Annotated in this window: 15 protein-coding genes; all 15 read left to right on the forward strand. The window is 71.4% G+C overall.

The window, feature by feature from the left end:
- The 15 genes from recN (at position 1) to der (ending at position 15254) form a co-directional block, all read left to right on the forward strand.
- Complete coding sequence (gene recN, locus H4N58_RS09410; protein WP_182397167.1) at positions 1-1704, forward strand: DNA repair protein RecN; 1704 nt, start codon at positions 1-3, stop codon at positions 1702-1704.
- Between the two features lie 68 nt (positions 1705-1772).
- Positions 1773-2939 carry a putative cytokinetic ring protein SteA gene (steA, locus tag H4N58_RS09415; protein ID WP_167251111.1) on the forward strand — a complete coding sequence of 389 codons (1167 nt, stop codon included), beginning with the start codon at positions 1773-1775 and terminating at the stop codon, positions 2937-2939.
- Positions 2939-3832 (forward strand): copper transporter, encoded by an 894-nt coding sequence (locus H4N58_RS09420; protein ID WP_167251109.1) that lies wholly within the window; start codon positions 2939-2941, stop codon positions 3830-3832. Before steA ends, H4N58_RS09420 begins: the two co-directional genes overlap by 1 nt.
- A 160-nt stretch (positions 3833-3992) precedes the next feature.
- A complete protein-coding gene (locus H4N58_RS09425) occupies positions 3993-5717 on the forward strand; it encodes a CTP synthase (protein ID WP_167002443.1) in 1725 nt (574 codons plus the stop codon).
- The gene (locus tag H4N58_RS09430) at positions 5714-6367 is read left to right on the forward strand and encodes an NUDIX hydrolase (RefSeq protein ID WP_208322313.1); all 654 of its coding nucleotides are present in this window, start codon (positions 5714-5716) and stop codon (positions 6365-6367) included. The genes H4N58_RS09425 and H4N58_RS09430 overlap by 4 nt, the downstream gene beginning before the upstream one ends.
- Before the next feature lie 42 nt (positions 6368-6409).
- Positions 6410-7522 (forward strand): alanine dehydrogenase, encoded by a 1113-nt coding sequence (gene ald, locus H4N58_RS09435; protein ID WP_167251107.1) that lies wholly within the window; start codon positions 6410-6412, stop codon positions 7520-7522.
- Positions 7523-8461 (forward strand): site-specific tyrosine recombinase XerD, encoded by a 939-nt coding sequence (gene xerD, locus H4N58_RS09440; protein ID WP_167251105.1) that lies wholly within the window; start codon positions 7523-7525, stop codon positions 8459-8461.
- Between the two features lie 181 nt (positions 8462-8642).
- The gene (locus tag H4N58_RS09445; protein ID WP_167002449.1) at positions 8643-9530 is read left to right on the forward strand and encodes a ParA family protein; all 888 of its coding nucleotides are present in this window, start codon (positions 8643-8645) and stop codon (positions 9528-9530) included.
- Positions 9515-9853 (forward strand): hypothetical protein, encoded by a 339-nt coding sequence (locus tag H4N58_RS09450; RefSeq protein ID WP_167002451.1) that lies wholly within the window; start codon positions 9515-9517, stop codon positions 9851-9853. Before H4N58_RS09445 ends, H4N58_RS09450 begins: the two co-directional genes overlap by 16 nt.
- Complete coding sequence (locus H4N58_RS09455; protein ID WP_167251103.1) at positions 9850-10707, forward strand: ScpA family protein; 858 nt, start codon at positions 9850-9852, stop codon at positions 10705-10707. Before H4N58_RS09450 ends, H4N58_RS09455 begins: the two co-directional genes overlap by 4 nt.
- Positions 10694-11347, forward strand: a complete 654-nt coding sequence (scpB, locus tag H4N58_RS09460; RefSeq protein WP_167002455.1) for an SMC-Scp complex subunit ScpB — start codon at positions 10694-10696, stop codon at positions 11345-11347. Before H4N58_RS09455 ends, scpB begins: the two co-directional genes overlap by 14 nt.
- A complete protein-coding gene (locus tag H4N58_RS09465; RefSeq protein ID WP_167002457.1) occupies positions 11344-12081 on the forward strand; it encodes a pseudouridine synthase in 738 nt (245 codons plus the stop codon). Before scpB ends, H4N58_RS09465 begins: the two co-directional genes overlap by 4 nt.
- Positions 12078-13160: a prephenate dehydrogenase gene (locus tag H4N58_RS09470; protein WP_167002459.1), complete on the forward strand. Its 1083-nt coding sequence runs from the start codon at positions 12078-12080 to the stop codon at positions 13158-13160. The genes H4N58_RS09465 and H4N58_RS09470 overlap by 4 nt, the downstream gene beginning before the upstream one ends.
- A gap of 55 nt (positions 13161-13215) precedes the next feature.
- Complete coding sequence (gene cmk, locus H4N58_RS09475; RefSeq protein WP_167251101.1) at positions 13216-13908, forward strand: (d)CMP kinase; 693 nt, start codon at positions 13216-13218, stop codon at positions 13906-13908.
- Positions 13905-15254, forward strand: coding sequence for a ribosome biogenesis GTPase Der (gene der, locus H4N58_RS09480; protein ID WP_167002463.1), 1350 nt, complete (start codon positions 13905-13907; stop codon positions 15252-15254). Before cmk ends, der begins: the two co-directional genes overlap by 4 nt.
- Positions 15255-15277: the final 23 nt, after the last annotated feature.

The following is a 15277-nucleotide window of genomic DNA, read 5'->3' on the forward strand; positions in this document are numbered from 1 at the left end:
GTGTGGCAGGAGATCCGACTGTCCTCGCTCGGCGTCATCGCCGACGCTGAGCTGTCCTTGGGCCCCGGCCTCACGGTGATCACCGGCGAGACCGGTGCCGGCAAGACGATGGTCGTGACGGCGTTGGGCCTGCTGAGAGGTGCCCGTGCCGACGCGGGGCTCGTCCGCCACGGCGCCGACCGGCTCCGTGTCGAGGCGACCGTCGATGTCGGTGGTCTCGCGCCGGTCCTCGCGGTGCTCGCCGAGACGCCCGCCGAGCTGGAGGGCGACGAGCTCGTGGTGGCCCGCACCATCGGCCGCGACGGGCGGTCACGGGCCTACCTCGGGGGTTCTTCGGTTCCGGCCGGCGTGCTCGCGCGGGTCAGCGAGCAGCTCGTCGCCGTGCACGGCCAGTCGGACCAGCACCGTCTGCTCCGTACGGGCGCGCAGCGCGAGGCGCTGGACCGGTTCGGCGACGTCGCGGCGATGCTCGCGGAGTACGCGCCGGCGTACGCGCGGCTGCAAGAGGCCCGGCGTACGCACGAGGAGCTCGTCGCTGCCAGCCAGGAGCGGCTGCGCGAGCTCGACGTCCTCCTGTTCGGTCTGGACGAGATCGCCGGGGTGGCGCCGGAGGAGGGCGAGGACGAGGCCCTGCGTATCGAGGAGGGTCGCCTCGCGCACGCGGAGTCTCTGGTGGTGGCCGCCGCACAGGCGCACACGCTGCTGTCGGAGGTCGACGACGACGCCGACGTCCTCGACCTGCTCGGCCGGGCCGGTGCGCTCCTCGACGGGGTCCGTGAGCACGACCCGGCACTCGACGTCCAGGCACGTCGCCTGGAGGAGGTGCGCTTCACGGTCAGCGACGTCGCGGCCGAGCTCGCGTCGTACTCCGACGGTGTCGAGGTCGACCCGGCCCGCCTCGCTGCGGTCTCGGAGCGGCGAGCGGCGCTGGCGGGGCTGACCCGCAAGTACGGTCCGGGGCTGGACGACGTGCTGCGGTGGGCCGAGGACGCGCGGGAGCGGACCAAGGCGCTCCGGGGCGACGACGAGCGGATCGCGGCGCTGCGCGACGAGGTCGTCGCGCTCGAGGGCGAGCTCCTCGCCCGGGCCGCCGAGATCAGCGAGCGGCGCCGCGACGCCGCGGGACGGCTCGCCGCCGCGGTCGGTTCTGAGCTGGAGGCGCTCGCGATGCCGCACGCGCGGATCGCGGTGGAGGTCCGTACCCCCGAGACCCCTGAGCCGTCCGACCTGGGCCCGGACGGTGTCGACGACGTCGAGCTGCTGCTGGCGGCCAACGCTGGCGCCGCGCCTCGACCCCTCGCCAAGGGGGCCAGCGGCGGCGAGCTCTCGCGGGTGATGCTCGCCCTCGAGGTCGTGCTCGCCGACAAGGCGAGCGTCCCCACGTTCGTCTTCGACGAGGTCGACGCCGGCATCGGTGGCAAGGCGGCGATCGAGGTCGGACGGCGGCTGGCCCGACTCGCCGCTAACGCCCAGGTCCTCGTCGTCACGCACCTCCCGCAGGTCGCGGCGTTCGGCGACCGGCACTACCACGTGCTGAAGTCCGACGACGGCACCGTGACCACCAGCGGGGTCGCGCTCCTCGATGACGACGAGCGAGTGGCCGAGCTCTCGCGGATGCTGGCCGGGCTCGAGGGCTCTGCGACCGCTGAGGCGCACGCTCGCGAGCTCGTCGACCTCGCCGCCGAGGACCGCGCGTTGCGCTGAGCGGGGTCGGACACGCCCGGGGCGCATCCTGCAGGGTTCGTGGAGCCCGCGGTGGCAGCATGACGACGGTGAGCCTGCTGAACCTTCGCCGGACGGCCCCTGACACCGAGCTCGACGTCACGGGGCCCGCACGCCTCGTGCGCAGCGCACGTGACGTGCGGCGCGTCCGCGTCGGCGACGTCGCCGTCGTCGACCTGCCGGACCTCGACCGTACGACCGCCGAGGCACTGCGTTCGCGTGGTGCCGTCGCCGTGGTCAACGTCGTGCCGACGAGCACCGGCCGCTACCCGAACCTCGGGCCTCAGGTCCTGGTCGGTGCGGGGGTGCCGCTGCTCGATGCCGTCGGCACCGATCTGTTCACACGCGTCAAGGACGGCGACAAGGTCGGTCTCGACGGCGCCACGCTCGTACGGGGAGAGGACGTCCTCGCCGAGGGCACGCTGCTCGACGACGAGCTCGTTGAGCAGATGCTGAGCCGAGGCCGTACGGGGATGTCCGTGCAGCTCGAGACGCTGGCGGCCAACAGCGGCGAGTACTTGCGTCGCGAGCACGCCCTCCTGCTCGAGGGCGTCGGTGTCCCCGAGCTCGCAACGTCCCTGGATGGCCGCGAGGTCGTCGTCGTGCTTCCCGGCCCGCAGGCGGCGAGCGAGCTCAAGACGATGAAGCGCTACCTCAAGGAACGCAAACCGGTGCTGATCGGTGTCGACTCCGGCGCGGATGCCCTGGTCACCGCGGGCTACGACCCTGCGGTCGTGGTCGGCGACATGTCGCAGATGAGCGACCGTACGCTGCGCGCCGCGGGAGAGGTCGTCGTGACCGAGTCCCGCCGCCACCTCGAGACCGAGGAGCGCCTGGAGCGCCTCCAGCGGACGGCGGTGGAGTTCCCCGGCACGAGCGGCTCGGAGGAGGCAGCGCTGCTGCTGTCCGACGCGCGCGGTGCGCGGGTGGTCGTGACGGTGGGCGGCTTCGGCAGCCTCGACGAGTTCCTCGACTCCGCGCGCTCCGGCGGCGCGACGCGCTATCTCACCCGGCTGCGCCTGGGCGCGAAGCTCGTCGACGCGCGGGCGATGGTCGGGCTGCACCGGCCGCGGTTCACGCTCTTCCAGGTGCTCCTCGTCCTCTTCGTCGCCATGGTCGCGCTGGGCGCGGCGCTCGCGACGACAGCAGTCGGGGCGGAGTGGTTCGAATCAGCCCGCGACCAGATCACCTCCACCGTTCAGGAGATCCGAGGCTGATGCCGATCCGCTCGCTCGTCGTCGTCGGCGCCTCCCTCGTCATCGCTCTGGCCGGCGGCATCGCCCTCGGAACCGGTGTGCTCGCCGGCGCGGAGCCGGAGCCTGCTGCGGCGGATCGTCCCGCACCGAGGGCGACTCCTGAGGACACCGCCGCTCGCAAGGTCGCCGATGCATACCGCGGGTCGCTCGGCACCACGCCCGTCGCCGGCCGTCTCACCGGCAAGTCCGTCGTCGTCGTCACCCTCCCCGGCGTGCCGAAGAGCTCGGTCGACGCCGTGGGCGCCGCGCTCCGTGCGGCCGGCGGCTCTGTCGTGGGGACGGTGGCGCTGACCGACCGCCTCCTCGACCCGGCCGACCGGCAGTTCGCCAGCGGCATCGCCCAGCAGGCGCTGAAGGGCGTCCCTGACACCGAGGCCAAGGGGCTGGCCAACTACGAGCTGGTCGCCACTGCGCTCGGTCGAGGCCTGTCGGCGACGCAGACGTCGCCCCCTGACGCGCATGCCCAGACCATCGTGTCGGCGTTCGTTGAGGGCGACCTGCTCGTCTCCGACCCCATGCCGACCCACCGCGCGCAGCTCGCCGTGATCGTGGCCGGATCGAGCGAGGCCTTCTCGTCGGGCCGCGGCGAGCTGCTCACGACGCTCGCCGCCGGGCTGGACACGGCCGGGACAGGCACGCTCGTCGCCGGACCGGTCGGGTCTGGTGTCCGCGGGGGAGCGGTCGAGGCCGTACGAGACGGCGTCGCCGCCGACTCCGTCTCCACCGTCGACATCGTGGGCGTCCCGTTCGGGGACGTGGCGACGGTCCTCGCCCTGCAGCGCGAGGCCGCCGGCACCGTCGGCCACTTCGGCACCGCCGGCGCCGACGGTGGCCCGCTCCCGCCGGTCGCGTGACCGTACGACCGGGTGCGCCGCAGGTCACCACAGCGGCGCGTCGTCGTGCGCGTGGCTTCCCTCGGCGCTGGCGGGAGTTGGTAGGGTGGAATTCCGTGAGCGTGTGCACTGGTCGGGCTGCTTCCTCCAGAGGTGCAGTCGTCAGGCGCGCAGCGTTCCAATGACCGCCCACACGATCACGGGAGTTCTCTTGGCAAACTCGGTGCCCACCAAGCACGTCTTCGTCACCGGCGGCGTAGCTTCTTCCCTGGGCAAGGGGCTCACGGCCTCCAGTCTCGGCCGGCTGCTCAAGTCCCGCGGCATGCGGGTCACGATGCAGAAGCTCGACCCCTACCTCAACGTGGACCCGGGCACGATGAACCCGTTCCAGCACGGCGAGGTGTTCGTCACCAACGACGGCGCGGAGACCGACCTCGACATCGGTCACTACGAGCGCTTCCTCGACGAGGACCTCGTCGGTCGCGCCAACGTGACCACCGGCCAGGTCTATTCCGAGGTCATCGCGCGCGAGCGGCGCGGCGACTACCTCGGCGACACGGTCCAGGTGATCCCGCACATCACCAACGAGATCAAGGACCGCATGCTCTCGATGGGCGGTCCGCACGTCGACGTCGTGATCCACGAGATCGGCGGCACGGTCGGCGACATCGAGTCGCAGCCGTTCCTCGAGTCCGCACGGCAGGTCCGCCACGAGATCGGACGCGACAACTGCTTCTTCCTCCACGTCTCGCTCGTGCCGTACATCGGTCCGTCGGGTGAGCTCAAGACCAAGCCGACCCAGCACTCGGTCGCCGCGCTGCGCTCCATCGGCATCCAGCCCGATGCGATCGTCTGCCGCTCCGACCGTGAGATCCCGGCCAACGTCAAGCGCAAGATCTCGCTGATGTGCGACGTCGACGCCGAAGCGGTCGTCACGGCGGCCGACGCGCCGTCGATCTACGACATCCCCAAGGTGCTGCACGCCGAGGGCCTCGACGCGTACGTCGTCCGGCGCCTCGACCTGCCGTTCCGTGACGTCGACTGGACCCAGTGGGACCAGCTGCTGCGCCGCGTCCACGAGCCCGAGGAGGAGGTCACGGTCGCGCTCGTCGGCAAGTACGTCGACCTCCCGGACGCCTACCTGTCGGTCGTTGAGGCGCTGCGTGCAGGCGGCTTCCAGCACGAGGCAAAGGTCCGCGTGAAGTGGGTGCCGTCAGACGAGTGCAGCACTCCGGCCGGCGCCCAGCAGTGGCTCGGCGACGTCGACGCGATCTGCGTGCCCGGCGGCTTCGGCATCCGCGGCATCGAGGGCAAGCTCGGCGCGCTGACCTGGGCACGCGAGCACAAGGTTCCGACGCTGGGTCTGTGTCTCGGCCTGCAGTGCATGGTCATCGAGTACGCCCGCCAGCGCGCCGGCATCCCTGATGCGAGCTCGACCGAGTTCGACCCGGCGACCGATCAACCGGTCATCGCCACGATGGCGGAGCAGGAGGCCTTCGTCGAGGGCGCCGGCGACCTCGGCGGCACGATGCGCCTCGGTCTGTACGCGGCGCGGCTGACGCCAGGCTCGGTGGTCTCCGAGGCGTACGCGGCGACCGAGGTCTCTGAGCGGCACCGGCACCGCTACGAGGTCAACAACGGCTACCGCGACGCGCTCGAGAAGGCCGGGCTGCAGTTCTCCGGTGTCTCGCCCGACAACCACCTCGTCGAGTTCGTCGAGCTGCCGCGCGAGGAGCATCCGTACTACGTCGGCACTCAGGCCCACCCCGAGCTGCGGTCGCGCCCGACCCGTCCGCACCCGTTGTTCGCGGGGCTCGTCGCGGCGGCGATCGACCGCCAGCGCGAGATGCGGCTGCCCGTCGACGAGTCGGGGCTGCGGCGCCGTCCGGCTGAGACCCACGCGTGAGCACGGCGGCAGCGGGCCCGGGCAGGGCCCCTCACCCGGACCTGCCCGGCCTCCTGCTGAGTGCGGGCGAGCGGCTCGGCGACCGTGCCGAGTCGTGGCCGGTCCGCGCGAGCGAGACCCCGTTCGCGTCGTCGTTCGTGGACGTGGTCCTCGACGAGGTCGAGACGCCCGAGGGTGGTGCCGTCCACCGCACCACGGTGCGCCACGACGACGCCGTCGGCATCGTCGTGACGGACGACCAGGGGCGGGTGCTGCTCCTTGAGCAGTACCGCCATCCCGTACGCCACCGCCTGGTCGAGCTCCCGGCGGGCCTGCTCGACGTGGCGGGCGAGGCGCCGCGTGAGGCAGCGGTCCGTGAGCTCGCCGAGGAGACCGACCTGGTCGCCTCGTCGTGGGAGCCGCTGGTGACGCTGCGCTCGTCGCCGGGCTTCACCGACGAGCGCGTCGAGGTCTTCTGGGCGCGCGGGCTGGAGGCGGTCTCGGACGACGCCCGTACGGAACGGCTCGACGAAGAGGCCGACATGACGGCAGTGTGGGTTCGGCTGGAGGACGCGGTCGCGGCCGTGCTCGACGGCCGGATCACCAACGCGCTCGCGGTCGCCGGACTCCTCGCGTGCCACGCGAGGGCACACAGGGGTGCCGACGCCTAGGATCGGCTGTGTCATGACGGGCGGCCCGGGGAGGAGAGCACGATGAAGGTCGGTGTCCCACGCGAGGTCAAGGTCCACGAGTACCGCGTCGCGATCACCCCCGCCGGGGTGCGCGAGCTGCGGGAGGCCGGGCACGAGGTGCTGATCGAGGCCGGTGCGGGGGAAGGCTCGTCGATCCCCGACGACGAGTACGTCCGTGCCGGGGCCGACATCCTGCCCGGTGCCGACGACGTCTGGGCAGCCGCCGACCTGGTGCTCAAGGTCAAGGAGCCGATCCCCGAGGAGTACGCACGGCTGCGACGTGACCAGGTGCTCTTCACCTACCTCCACCTCGCCGCGTCGCGTGAGTGCACCGACGCGCTGGTGGAGTCGGGCACGACCGCGATCGCGTACGAGACCGTGCAGACCGCCGACGGCGCGCTGCCGCTGCTGGCGCCGATGAGCGAGGTTGCCGGCAAGCTCTCGGCGCAGGTCGGCGCGTACCACCTCCTGGCGCCGGAGGGTCGCGGTGTGCTCATGGGCGGTGTGCCCGGGGTGCACCCCGCCGACGTGGTCGTCCTCGGCGGCGGCGTCTCCGGACGCAACGCGGCCGCTGTCGCTCTCGGGATGGGCGCGCGGGTCTCGCTGCTCGACATCAATGTGGCACGCCTGCGCCAGCTCGACATCGAGTTCGGTGGTCGTATGCAGACCGTGGCGTCCAACCGCTACCAGGTCGAGGGCGCGATCGCCGACGCCGACCTCGTCATCGGGGCCGTGCTGGTGCCCGGAGCCAAGGCCCCCTGTCTGGTCACCCACGAGATGGTCGCCGCGATGCGCCCGGGCAGCGTGCTCGTCGACATCGCGATCGACCAAGGCGGCTGCTTCGAAGACTCGCGTCCCACCACGCACGTCGAGCCGACGTTCGTGGTTGAGCAGTCGGTGTTCTACTGCGTGGCCAACATGCCCGGCGCCGTCCCGCACACCTCCACGTACGCGCTCACCAACGTGACCCTCCCGTACGTGCTCGCGCTGGCGGACGCCGGCTGGCGCGACGCGCTGCGGGCCGATCCCGCCCTCCGTGCCGGACTGAACGTGCACGACGGGCGGGTCACCAACGAAGGCGTCGCCGAGGCGCACGGTCTGGCGTACGTGACACCGGACGAGGTCGTGGCCTAGGTGGCCGACGACGACCGGACCCCCGTCGGTCGACTCGTCGAGGAGTACCTCAGCCACCTCGCGATCGAGCGCGGCCTCGCGGCCAACACGCTGACGTCGTACCGGCGTGACCTGCGCCGTTACGTCGCCTACCTCGACGCCCGCGGCATCGAGGGCGTCGACGAGATCGCGGAGGCAGATGTCACCGAGTTCCTCGTGCACCTGCGCGAGGGCGACGAGGATCATGTGCCGCTGTCCGCCCCGAGCGCGGCGCGGACGCTCGTCGCGGCGCGCGGGTTCCACAAGTTCGCCGTGCGCGAGGGCACCGTCGGACGGGACGTGGCCGCCGAGGTCAAGCCGCCCACACCGCCACGCCGGCTGCCCAAGGCACTCGCTGTCGAGGAGGTCGAGGCGATCCTCGACGCGGCGGGATCGGCGGGTACGGGGCTCGCGGCCCGTGACCGCGCGCTGCTCGAGCTGCTGTACGGCACGGGGGCGCGGATCTCGGAGGCCGTCGGGCTCGACGTCGACGACCTGGACCTGGAGTCCGCTCAGGTGCTGCTGCGCGGCAAGGGCGGCAAGCAGCGCGTCGTGCCGGTGGGACGGTTCGCCGTCGACGCGGTTCGGTCGTACCTCGTTGACGTGCGGCCGAGCCTGGTGAGCGCCCGCGACAACGGGGGAGCGGTGTTCCTCAACTCGCGCGGTGGACGGTTGTCGCGGCAGAGCGCGTGGACGGTGCTGGCGAAGGCGGCTCAGCGGGCCGGGATCGCGGTCGACGTGTCGCCCCACACCCTGCGCCACTCGTTCGCGACGCACCTGCTCGACGGTGGCGCCGACGTCCGCGTGGTGCAGGAGCTGCTCGGGCACGCGTCGGTGACGACCACCCAGGTCTACACGCTGGTCACGATCGACAAGCTCCGCGAGGTGTACGCGACGGCCCACCCGCGCGCCCTCGCGTGACCTCCCGCCCCGAGAGACCTTCCGCCCCGCGATTTGACGGGTTATCCACCGAATCGGGTGCAGCAAAGGGTGGGAAACCCGTCAAATTGCGGGGCGTACGCCGACACTCCGCGCGGCGTGGCGGAGGAGACTTGTCGACTTGCTAGAGTCCAAACAGCCATCTTCATGGGATCGAGTGCGCATGAACCACACCAGTGATCTGCTCGGCGACCTCGGACCGTCGACCAGCGCCAAGAACGGGCCGACCGGCCGCCCCCTACCTGACTTCCCCCAGCCGGGCCCCCCGAGCGGAGGTCCCGCCTATGTCATCGCCCTGTGCAACCAGAAGGGCGGAGTCGGCAAGACCACCACGGCGATCAACCTCGGTGCCGCGCTGGCCGAGACGGGCCGGCGCGTGCTGTTGGTCGACTTCGACCCTCAGGCGTCGATGACGGTCGGGCTGGGCTTCCCCGCGCACGATCTCGACGCGACGGTCTACCACCTGCTGATGCACGACGACGTCGAGGTGTCCGACGTCCTCCTCAAGACCCGTACGGCCAACCTGCACCTGCTGCCGTCCAGCATCGACCTGTCCGGCGCCGAGATGCACCTGGTCCACGAGGTCGGGCGCGAGCAGACCCTCGCGCGGATGCTGCGCCCGGTGCTCAACGACTACGACGTCATCCTCATCGACTGCCAGCCGTCGCTCGGCCTGCTCGCCGTGAACGCGTTGACCGCCTGCGACGGCGTCCTGATCCCGTTGGAGTGCGAATACTTCGCCCTGCGCGGAGTCGCCCTGCTCAAGGAGACCATCGAGAAGGTGCGCCAGCGGACCAACTTCGATCTCGAGATCATCGGTCTGCTCGGCACGATGTACGACAGCCGCACCCTGCACAGCCGTGAGGTGCTCCAGACGCTCGTGGACGGGTGGGGCGACAAGGTCTTCCACACCGTGATCCGGCGTACGGTGAAGTTCTCCGATGCCACGGTCGCGGGCGAGCCGATCACCGAGTTCGCCTCCGACTCTCCGGGTGCCGATGCCTATCGTCAGCTTGCGCGGGAGGTGCTCGTCCGGTGCCCCGGCGTGTGAAGCTGCCTGGCGCCGACGAGCTCTTCCGACCGACCACCGCTGAGGCCGCGTCGGAGGCTGCTCCCGCGGCCGACGCGTCGACCGACGACGGTGCCTCCTCGGGACGCTCGAGCGGACGGGTGAAGCACGACAGCAAGGTCACGGTCTACATGACCTCGGACGAGCTGCTCGACCTCGAGCACACGCGCCTCGAGCTGCGCCGCGACCTCGGCCAGACCCTCGACCGGGGCCGGCTGATCCGCGTCGCCCTCGCGATGGCGCTGGCCGACTACGACGAGAACGGCGCCGACAGCGAGCTCGCCCGACGACTCGGGGCCACGTGAGCGGACCCGAGGTCGGCGAGCAGGCGAGCTCGACAGGGTTCGTCGTCCACCTCGACGCGTACGAGGGGCCGTTCGATCTGCTCCTGCAGCTGATCGCGAAGCACAAGCTCGACATCACCGAGATCGCACTGTCCAAGGTGACCGTCGAGTTCATCGCGCACCTGAAGGCGATGGGTCCGGACGGCGACCTGGAGCAGACTACGGAGTTCCTGCTGGTCGCGTCGACGCTGCTCGACCTGAAGGCCGCGCGGCTGCTGCCGCAGGCCGACGTCGAGGACGAGGACGACCTGGCGCTCCTGGAGGCGCGTGACCTGCTGTTCGCGCGCCTGCTGCAGTACCGCGCGTTCAAGCTGGTCGCCGCACGGATGCGCGAACGGCTCGAGGAGGAGTCGAAGCGGTTCCCCCGCGACGTGGCGTTGGAGGAGCGGTTCGCGACGCTGCTGCCCGAGGTGCTCATCAGCGTCGGTCCGGAGGAGCTGGCCATGCTCGCCGCGAAGGCGATGCAGCCCAAGGTGCCGCCGCTCGTGTCGCTCGCGCATCTGCACGCCCCGCAGGTCAGCGTGCGGGACCAGGCCGTCGTGGTGGTCGAGCGGCTGCGCCGCGGGACGTCGCTGACGTTCCGGACGCTGGTCGCGGACGCCCCGGACATGCTCACGAAGGTGGCGCGCTTCCTTTCGCTGCTCGAGCTGTTCCGTGAGGGGGTCGTCGCGTTCGACCAGGTGACCCCGTTGGGGGAGCTGACGATCCGCTGGACGGGATCCGAGGACGGTGAGGTCGAGGTCAGCACGGAGTTCGACGAAGACGACGAGGCGGCCCAGGAGGCCGCAGGTGAGGATGGCGATGGACGAGACTGACGCGACGGAGCCGAGTGGCGCGGAGGCGCCCGCGTACCCGCTGCGCCCTGCGCTGGAGGCGGTCCTCATGGTGGCCGACCAGCCGCTCGACCACCTCACGCTCGCCTCGGCAGTGGGGCACCCGCCCGCCGATGTCGAGACCGCGCTCGTCGAGCTCGCACGGTCCTACGACGACGAGGAGCGCGGGTTCGCGCTGCGGCAGGTCGCCGGCGGCTGGCGGTTCTCCACCCGCGACACGTATGCCGGCGCGGTGGAGCGGTTCGTCCTGGACGGGCAGCAGGCACGGCTCACCCAGGCGGCGCTGGAGACGATGGCCGTGGTGGCCTACCGCCAGCCGATCTCGAGGGCGCGCGTGTCGGCGATCCGCGGCGTCAACGTCGACGGCGTCATGCGCACGCTCGTGACCCGTGGTCTGGTCGCGGAGGCCGGCGCCGACAATGAGACAGGGGCGGTCTTGTACGCGACCACCCCGTACTTCTTGGAGCGGATGGGGCTGGGCAGCCTCGACGAGCTGCCCGACCTGGCGCCGTTCCTGCCGGAGATGGAGGAGATGGGCGACCCGGAGGGTCTCGGAGCGCCGGTGGAGGGGTCTGGACAGGCTCGACCGGCGGACGTACAAGGAACAGAGGAGGACGCGTGAGCGAGTTGCCCGAAGGCATCCGTCTGCAGAAGGTGCTGGCCCAGGCAGGGGTCGGTTCGCGGCGTGCCTGCGAGATCCTCATGGAGCGCGGCCGGGTGTCGGTCAACGGCGAGGTCGTCACCCAGATGGGGCGCCGGGTCGACCCCCGTACGGACGTGATCCACGTCGACGGCAAGCGCATCCCGCCCGCGTCGGACCACGTCTATCTGGTCCTCAACAAGCCCCGCGGCGTCGTCTCGACGATGAGCGACGAGCAGGGCCGCCCGGACCTGTCCTCGTACGCGGCCGACCGTCCTGAGCGGCTCTTCCACGTCGGCCGGCTCGACACCGACACCAGCGGGCTGCTGCTGCTCACCAACGACGGCGAGTTCGCCAACCGGATGGCGCACCCGTCGTTCGAGATCACCAAGACCTACGTCGCCGAGGTGGAGGGCCAGGTCGCCCGTGGCCTCGGCCGCACGCTGCGCGACGGCATCACGCTCGACGACGGGCCTGTCCAGGTGGACCGCTTCGTCGTGAAGCAGATGGCAGCCGACCGCAGCATCGTCGAGCTCGACATCCACCTCGGCCGCAACCGGATCGTCCGCAGGATGCTCGACGCCGTCGGCCACCCCGTCGTCCGGCTGACCCGTACCGGTTTCGGGGGCATCCACCTGGGCGGCATGAAGCCGGGCGACCTCCGAGAGCTCACGTCGGACGAGCTCGGGGTCCTGTTGGATAGCGTGGGGCTGTGAGTGCCGACGCCCAGCCCCGTACGATCGACGGCCCCGCCCTCGTGGTGGGGTGCGGGCTCGTCGGCACCTCCGTCGCCCTCGCGCTGACGCGTGCTGGCGTGCCGGTGCACCTGCGCGACCTCCAGCACGACCACGCCCGTACGGCCCAGATGCTCGGCGCCGGCACCGTGGACGAGCCGGAGTCCGTGGCCCTCGTCGTCGTCGCCGTGCCGCCGGACTTCGTCGCCGAGGTCGTCGCGGACGCCTTGGCGGAGTGGCCCGCAGCGGTGGTCACCGATGTCGGGAGCGTCAAGCTCCCGCCCCTCGAGGCGCTCGCGTCGGCCGGTACGGAGGGGCTGGAGCGCTACGTCGGGAGCCATCCGATGGCCGGCAGCGAGCGCTCGGGACCGACTGCGGCCTCAGAGACGCTGTTCGAGGGCCGGGCGTGGGCCGTGACCCCGCACGCGGCTGCGTCGGAGGTGGCCCTCGAACGCGTCCGTGATCTCGCACACGTCGTGGGCGCCACGCTGGTCGAGATGCCGCCGGACGAGCACGACCTCGCCGTCGCGCGGGTCTCGCACCTGCCCCAGGTGATGTCCGTCCTCACCGCGTCGCGTCTGCACGGTGGCCCGGCCGACCACCTCGCCCTCGCCGGGCAGGGCCTGCGTGACGTCACCCGGATCGCGGCCAGCGACCCCGTGCTCTGGCGCCAGATCCTGCACGCCAACAGGCTCCCGCTGGCCGAGCTGCTGCGCGGCGTGCGCGACGACCTCGACGAGCTGCTGGACGGCATCGAGCGGGGCCACGTGATCGAGGACGTGCTCGGCCGGGGAGTCGCGGGGACCCGCCTGATTCCGGGCAAGCACGGCGAGGAGCTCACCCCTGCGCTGACCTCTGTGTTCGTCCAGGTGCCCGATCAGCCGGGCGAGTTGGGGCGCCTCTTCCGTGATACGGGAGAATCGGGAGTGAACATCGAAGACCTGCGTATCGACCACGACCTCGGCCGCCCGGTGGGCGTCGCCGAGATCGCGGTGCGCTCCGAGCGTGCCGAGGAGCTCACCGTCGCGCTCACCGAGCGCGGATGGACCACGCACCTATGACGAACAGCTCGATGAGAACAGCTCAACGAGTACCCCTGTGAGAAAGGTTGGCCCCGTGCCCCCAGCAGTCATCGCCCTCGACGGCCCTTCCGGATCGGGCAAGTCGAGCACGGCGCGAGGCGTCGCGACGCGCCTCGGCCTGGCGTACCTGGACACCGGGGCGATGTACCGCGCCATGACCTGGGCGGTGCTCGAGCGGGGCGTCGACGTCGAGGACCCGGTGGCCGTCGCCGCCGCCGCGGCCGACGTCGACATTCTCTCCGGCACCGACCCCCAGGCGCCGACGATCGCGGCCGACGGCGTGGACGTGTCCGGGCCGATCCGCACCCAGCGGGTCACCGACGCGGTCAGCCAGGTGAGCCGCGTGCCCGAGGTGCGCCAGCGGCTCGTCGCCCTCCAGCGCGAGACCATCGCTGCGTCGGACGGGATCGTCATCGAGGGCCGCGACATCGGGACGGTCGTCGCCCCGGATGCGCCGCTCAAGCTCTTCCTCGTGGCCGACACCGCTGCGCGCGCCGCCCGCCGTGCGGCGGAGCAAGGACAGTCGGAGGCCGCGCACGTCGAGGCCACCGCCGCTTCGTTGCAGCGACGCGACGCGATCGACTCCTCGCGTACGACGTCGCCTCTGGCCAAGGCCGACGACGCGATCGAGCTCGACACGACCCATCTGACTCTCGACGAGGTGATCGACGAGGTCGTTCGCCTCGCGGCGAAGGCCGTACCCGATCTCGGAGGAACCACTTCATGACCGAAACTGCCACCGAAGGGGGCGCGCTGCGCGTCCCCGTGCTTGCCGTCGTGGGCCGACCCAACGTCGGCAAGTCGACGCTGGTGAACCGTATCCTCGGCCGCCGCGAGGCCGTCGTGCAGGACGTGCCGGGCGTCACCCGTGACCGTGTCTCGTACGACGCCGAGTGGAGCGGCCGCGAGTTCACCGTCGTCGACACCGGCGGCTGGGACCCGGACGCGAAGGGCCTGGCCGAGCGCATCGCCGCTCAGGCCGAGGTTGCCGTGGCCGCCGCCGACGCGGTGCTGTTCGTCGTCGACGCGACGGTCGGCATCACCGACGCCGACGAGGAGGTCGTGAAGGTCCTGCGGCGTTCGGGTAAGCCCGTCATCCTGGTCGCCAACAAGGTCGACGACGAGCGCGGCGAGCTGGAGGCCGCGGGTCTGTGGAACCTCGGCCTGGGCGAGCCGTTCCCGGTCTCCGCGCTGCACGGGCGCGGAGCGGGCGACCTGCTCGACATCATCCTCGACGTGCTTCCGGAGGCGCCGCAGGAGACTGACGACGAGGACGAGGGCCCGCACCGCATCGCGCTCGTCGGCAAGCCCAACGCGGGCAAGTCGAGCCTCCTCAACAAGCTCGCCGGGTCGGAGCGCGTCGTCGTCGACAGCGTCGCCGGCACGACCGTCGATCCCGTCGACGAGCTCGTCGAGCTCGGGGGAGAGGTGTGGCGGTTCATCGACACCGCCGGCATCCGCAAGCGCGTCAAGGAGGCGTCGGGCCACGAGTACTACGCGAGCCTCCGTACGACCACCGCGATCGAGCGCGCCGAGGTCGCCGTCGTCGTCCTCGACTCCAGCGAGTCGATCTCCGAGCAGGACCTGCGGATCATCCGTCAGGTCGAGGAGGCCGGGCGCGCGCTAGTCATCGCGTTCAACAAGTGGGACCTCGTCGACGACGAGCGTCGCTACTATCTGGACCGCGAGATCACCCGCGAGCTCGTCCAGGTCCAGTGGGCGCCGCGCGTCAACATCACGGCGCTGACCGGCTGGCACGTGGACCGGGTCGTCCGGGCGCTCAACACGGCGCTCGACGGCTGGTACACCCGTGTGCCGACCGGCCTGCTCAACGCGTTCCTCGGTCGCCTGGTCGCCGAGCACCCGCACCCCGTCCGCAGCGGCAAGCAGCCCAAGGTGATGTTCGGGACGCAGGCGAGTGTGGCTCCGCCGACGTTCGTCCTGTTCACGTCGGGCAAGCTCGAGGACCAGTACCTGCGGTTCATCGAGCGCCGCCTGCGCGAGGAGTACGGGTTCGAGGGCTCGCCGATCCACCTGACGCAGCGCGTGCGCGAGAAGCGCAAGCGCCGCTGACGTACATCCCGACCGAAGGACCC

The sequence above is a fragment of the Mumia sp. ZJ1417 genome (assembly GCF_014127285.1).
GTDB lineage: Bacteria > Actinomycetota > Actinomycetes > Propionibacteriales > Nocardioidaceae > Mumia.

Coding starts and splice junctions, on each gene's coding strand:
- H4N58_RS09420 (WP_167251109.1), top strand. CDS start 2,939: ATGCCGATCCGCTCGCTCGTCGTCGTCGGCGCCTCCCTCGTCATCGCT.
- H4N58_RS09425 (WP_167002443.1), top strand. CDS start 3,993: ATGACCGCCCACACGATCACGGGAGTTCTCTTGGCAAACTCGGTGCCC.
- ald (WP_167251107.1), top strand. CDS start 6,410: ATGAAGGTCGGTGTCCCACGCGAGGTCAAGGTCCACGAGTACCGCGTC.
- H4N58_RS09445 (WP_167002449.1), top strand. CDS start 8,643: ATGAACCACACCAGTGATCTGCTCGGCGACCTCGGACCGTCGACCAGC.
- scpB (WP_167002455.1), top strand. CDS start 10,694: ATGGACGAGACTGACGCGACGGAGCCGAGTGGCGCGGAGGCGCCCGCG.
- der (WP_167002463.1), top strand. CDS start 13,905: ATGACCGAAACTGCCACCGAAGGGGGCGCGCTGCGCGTCCCCGTGCTT.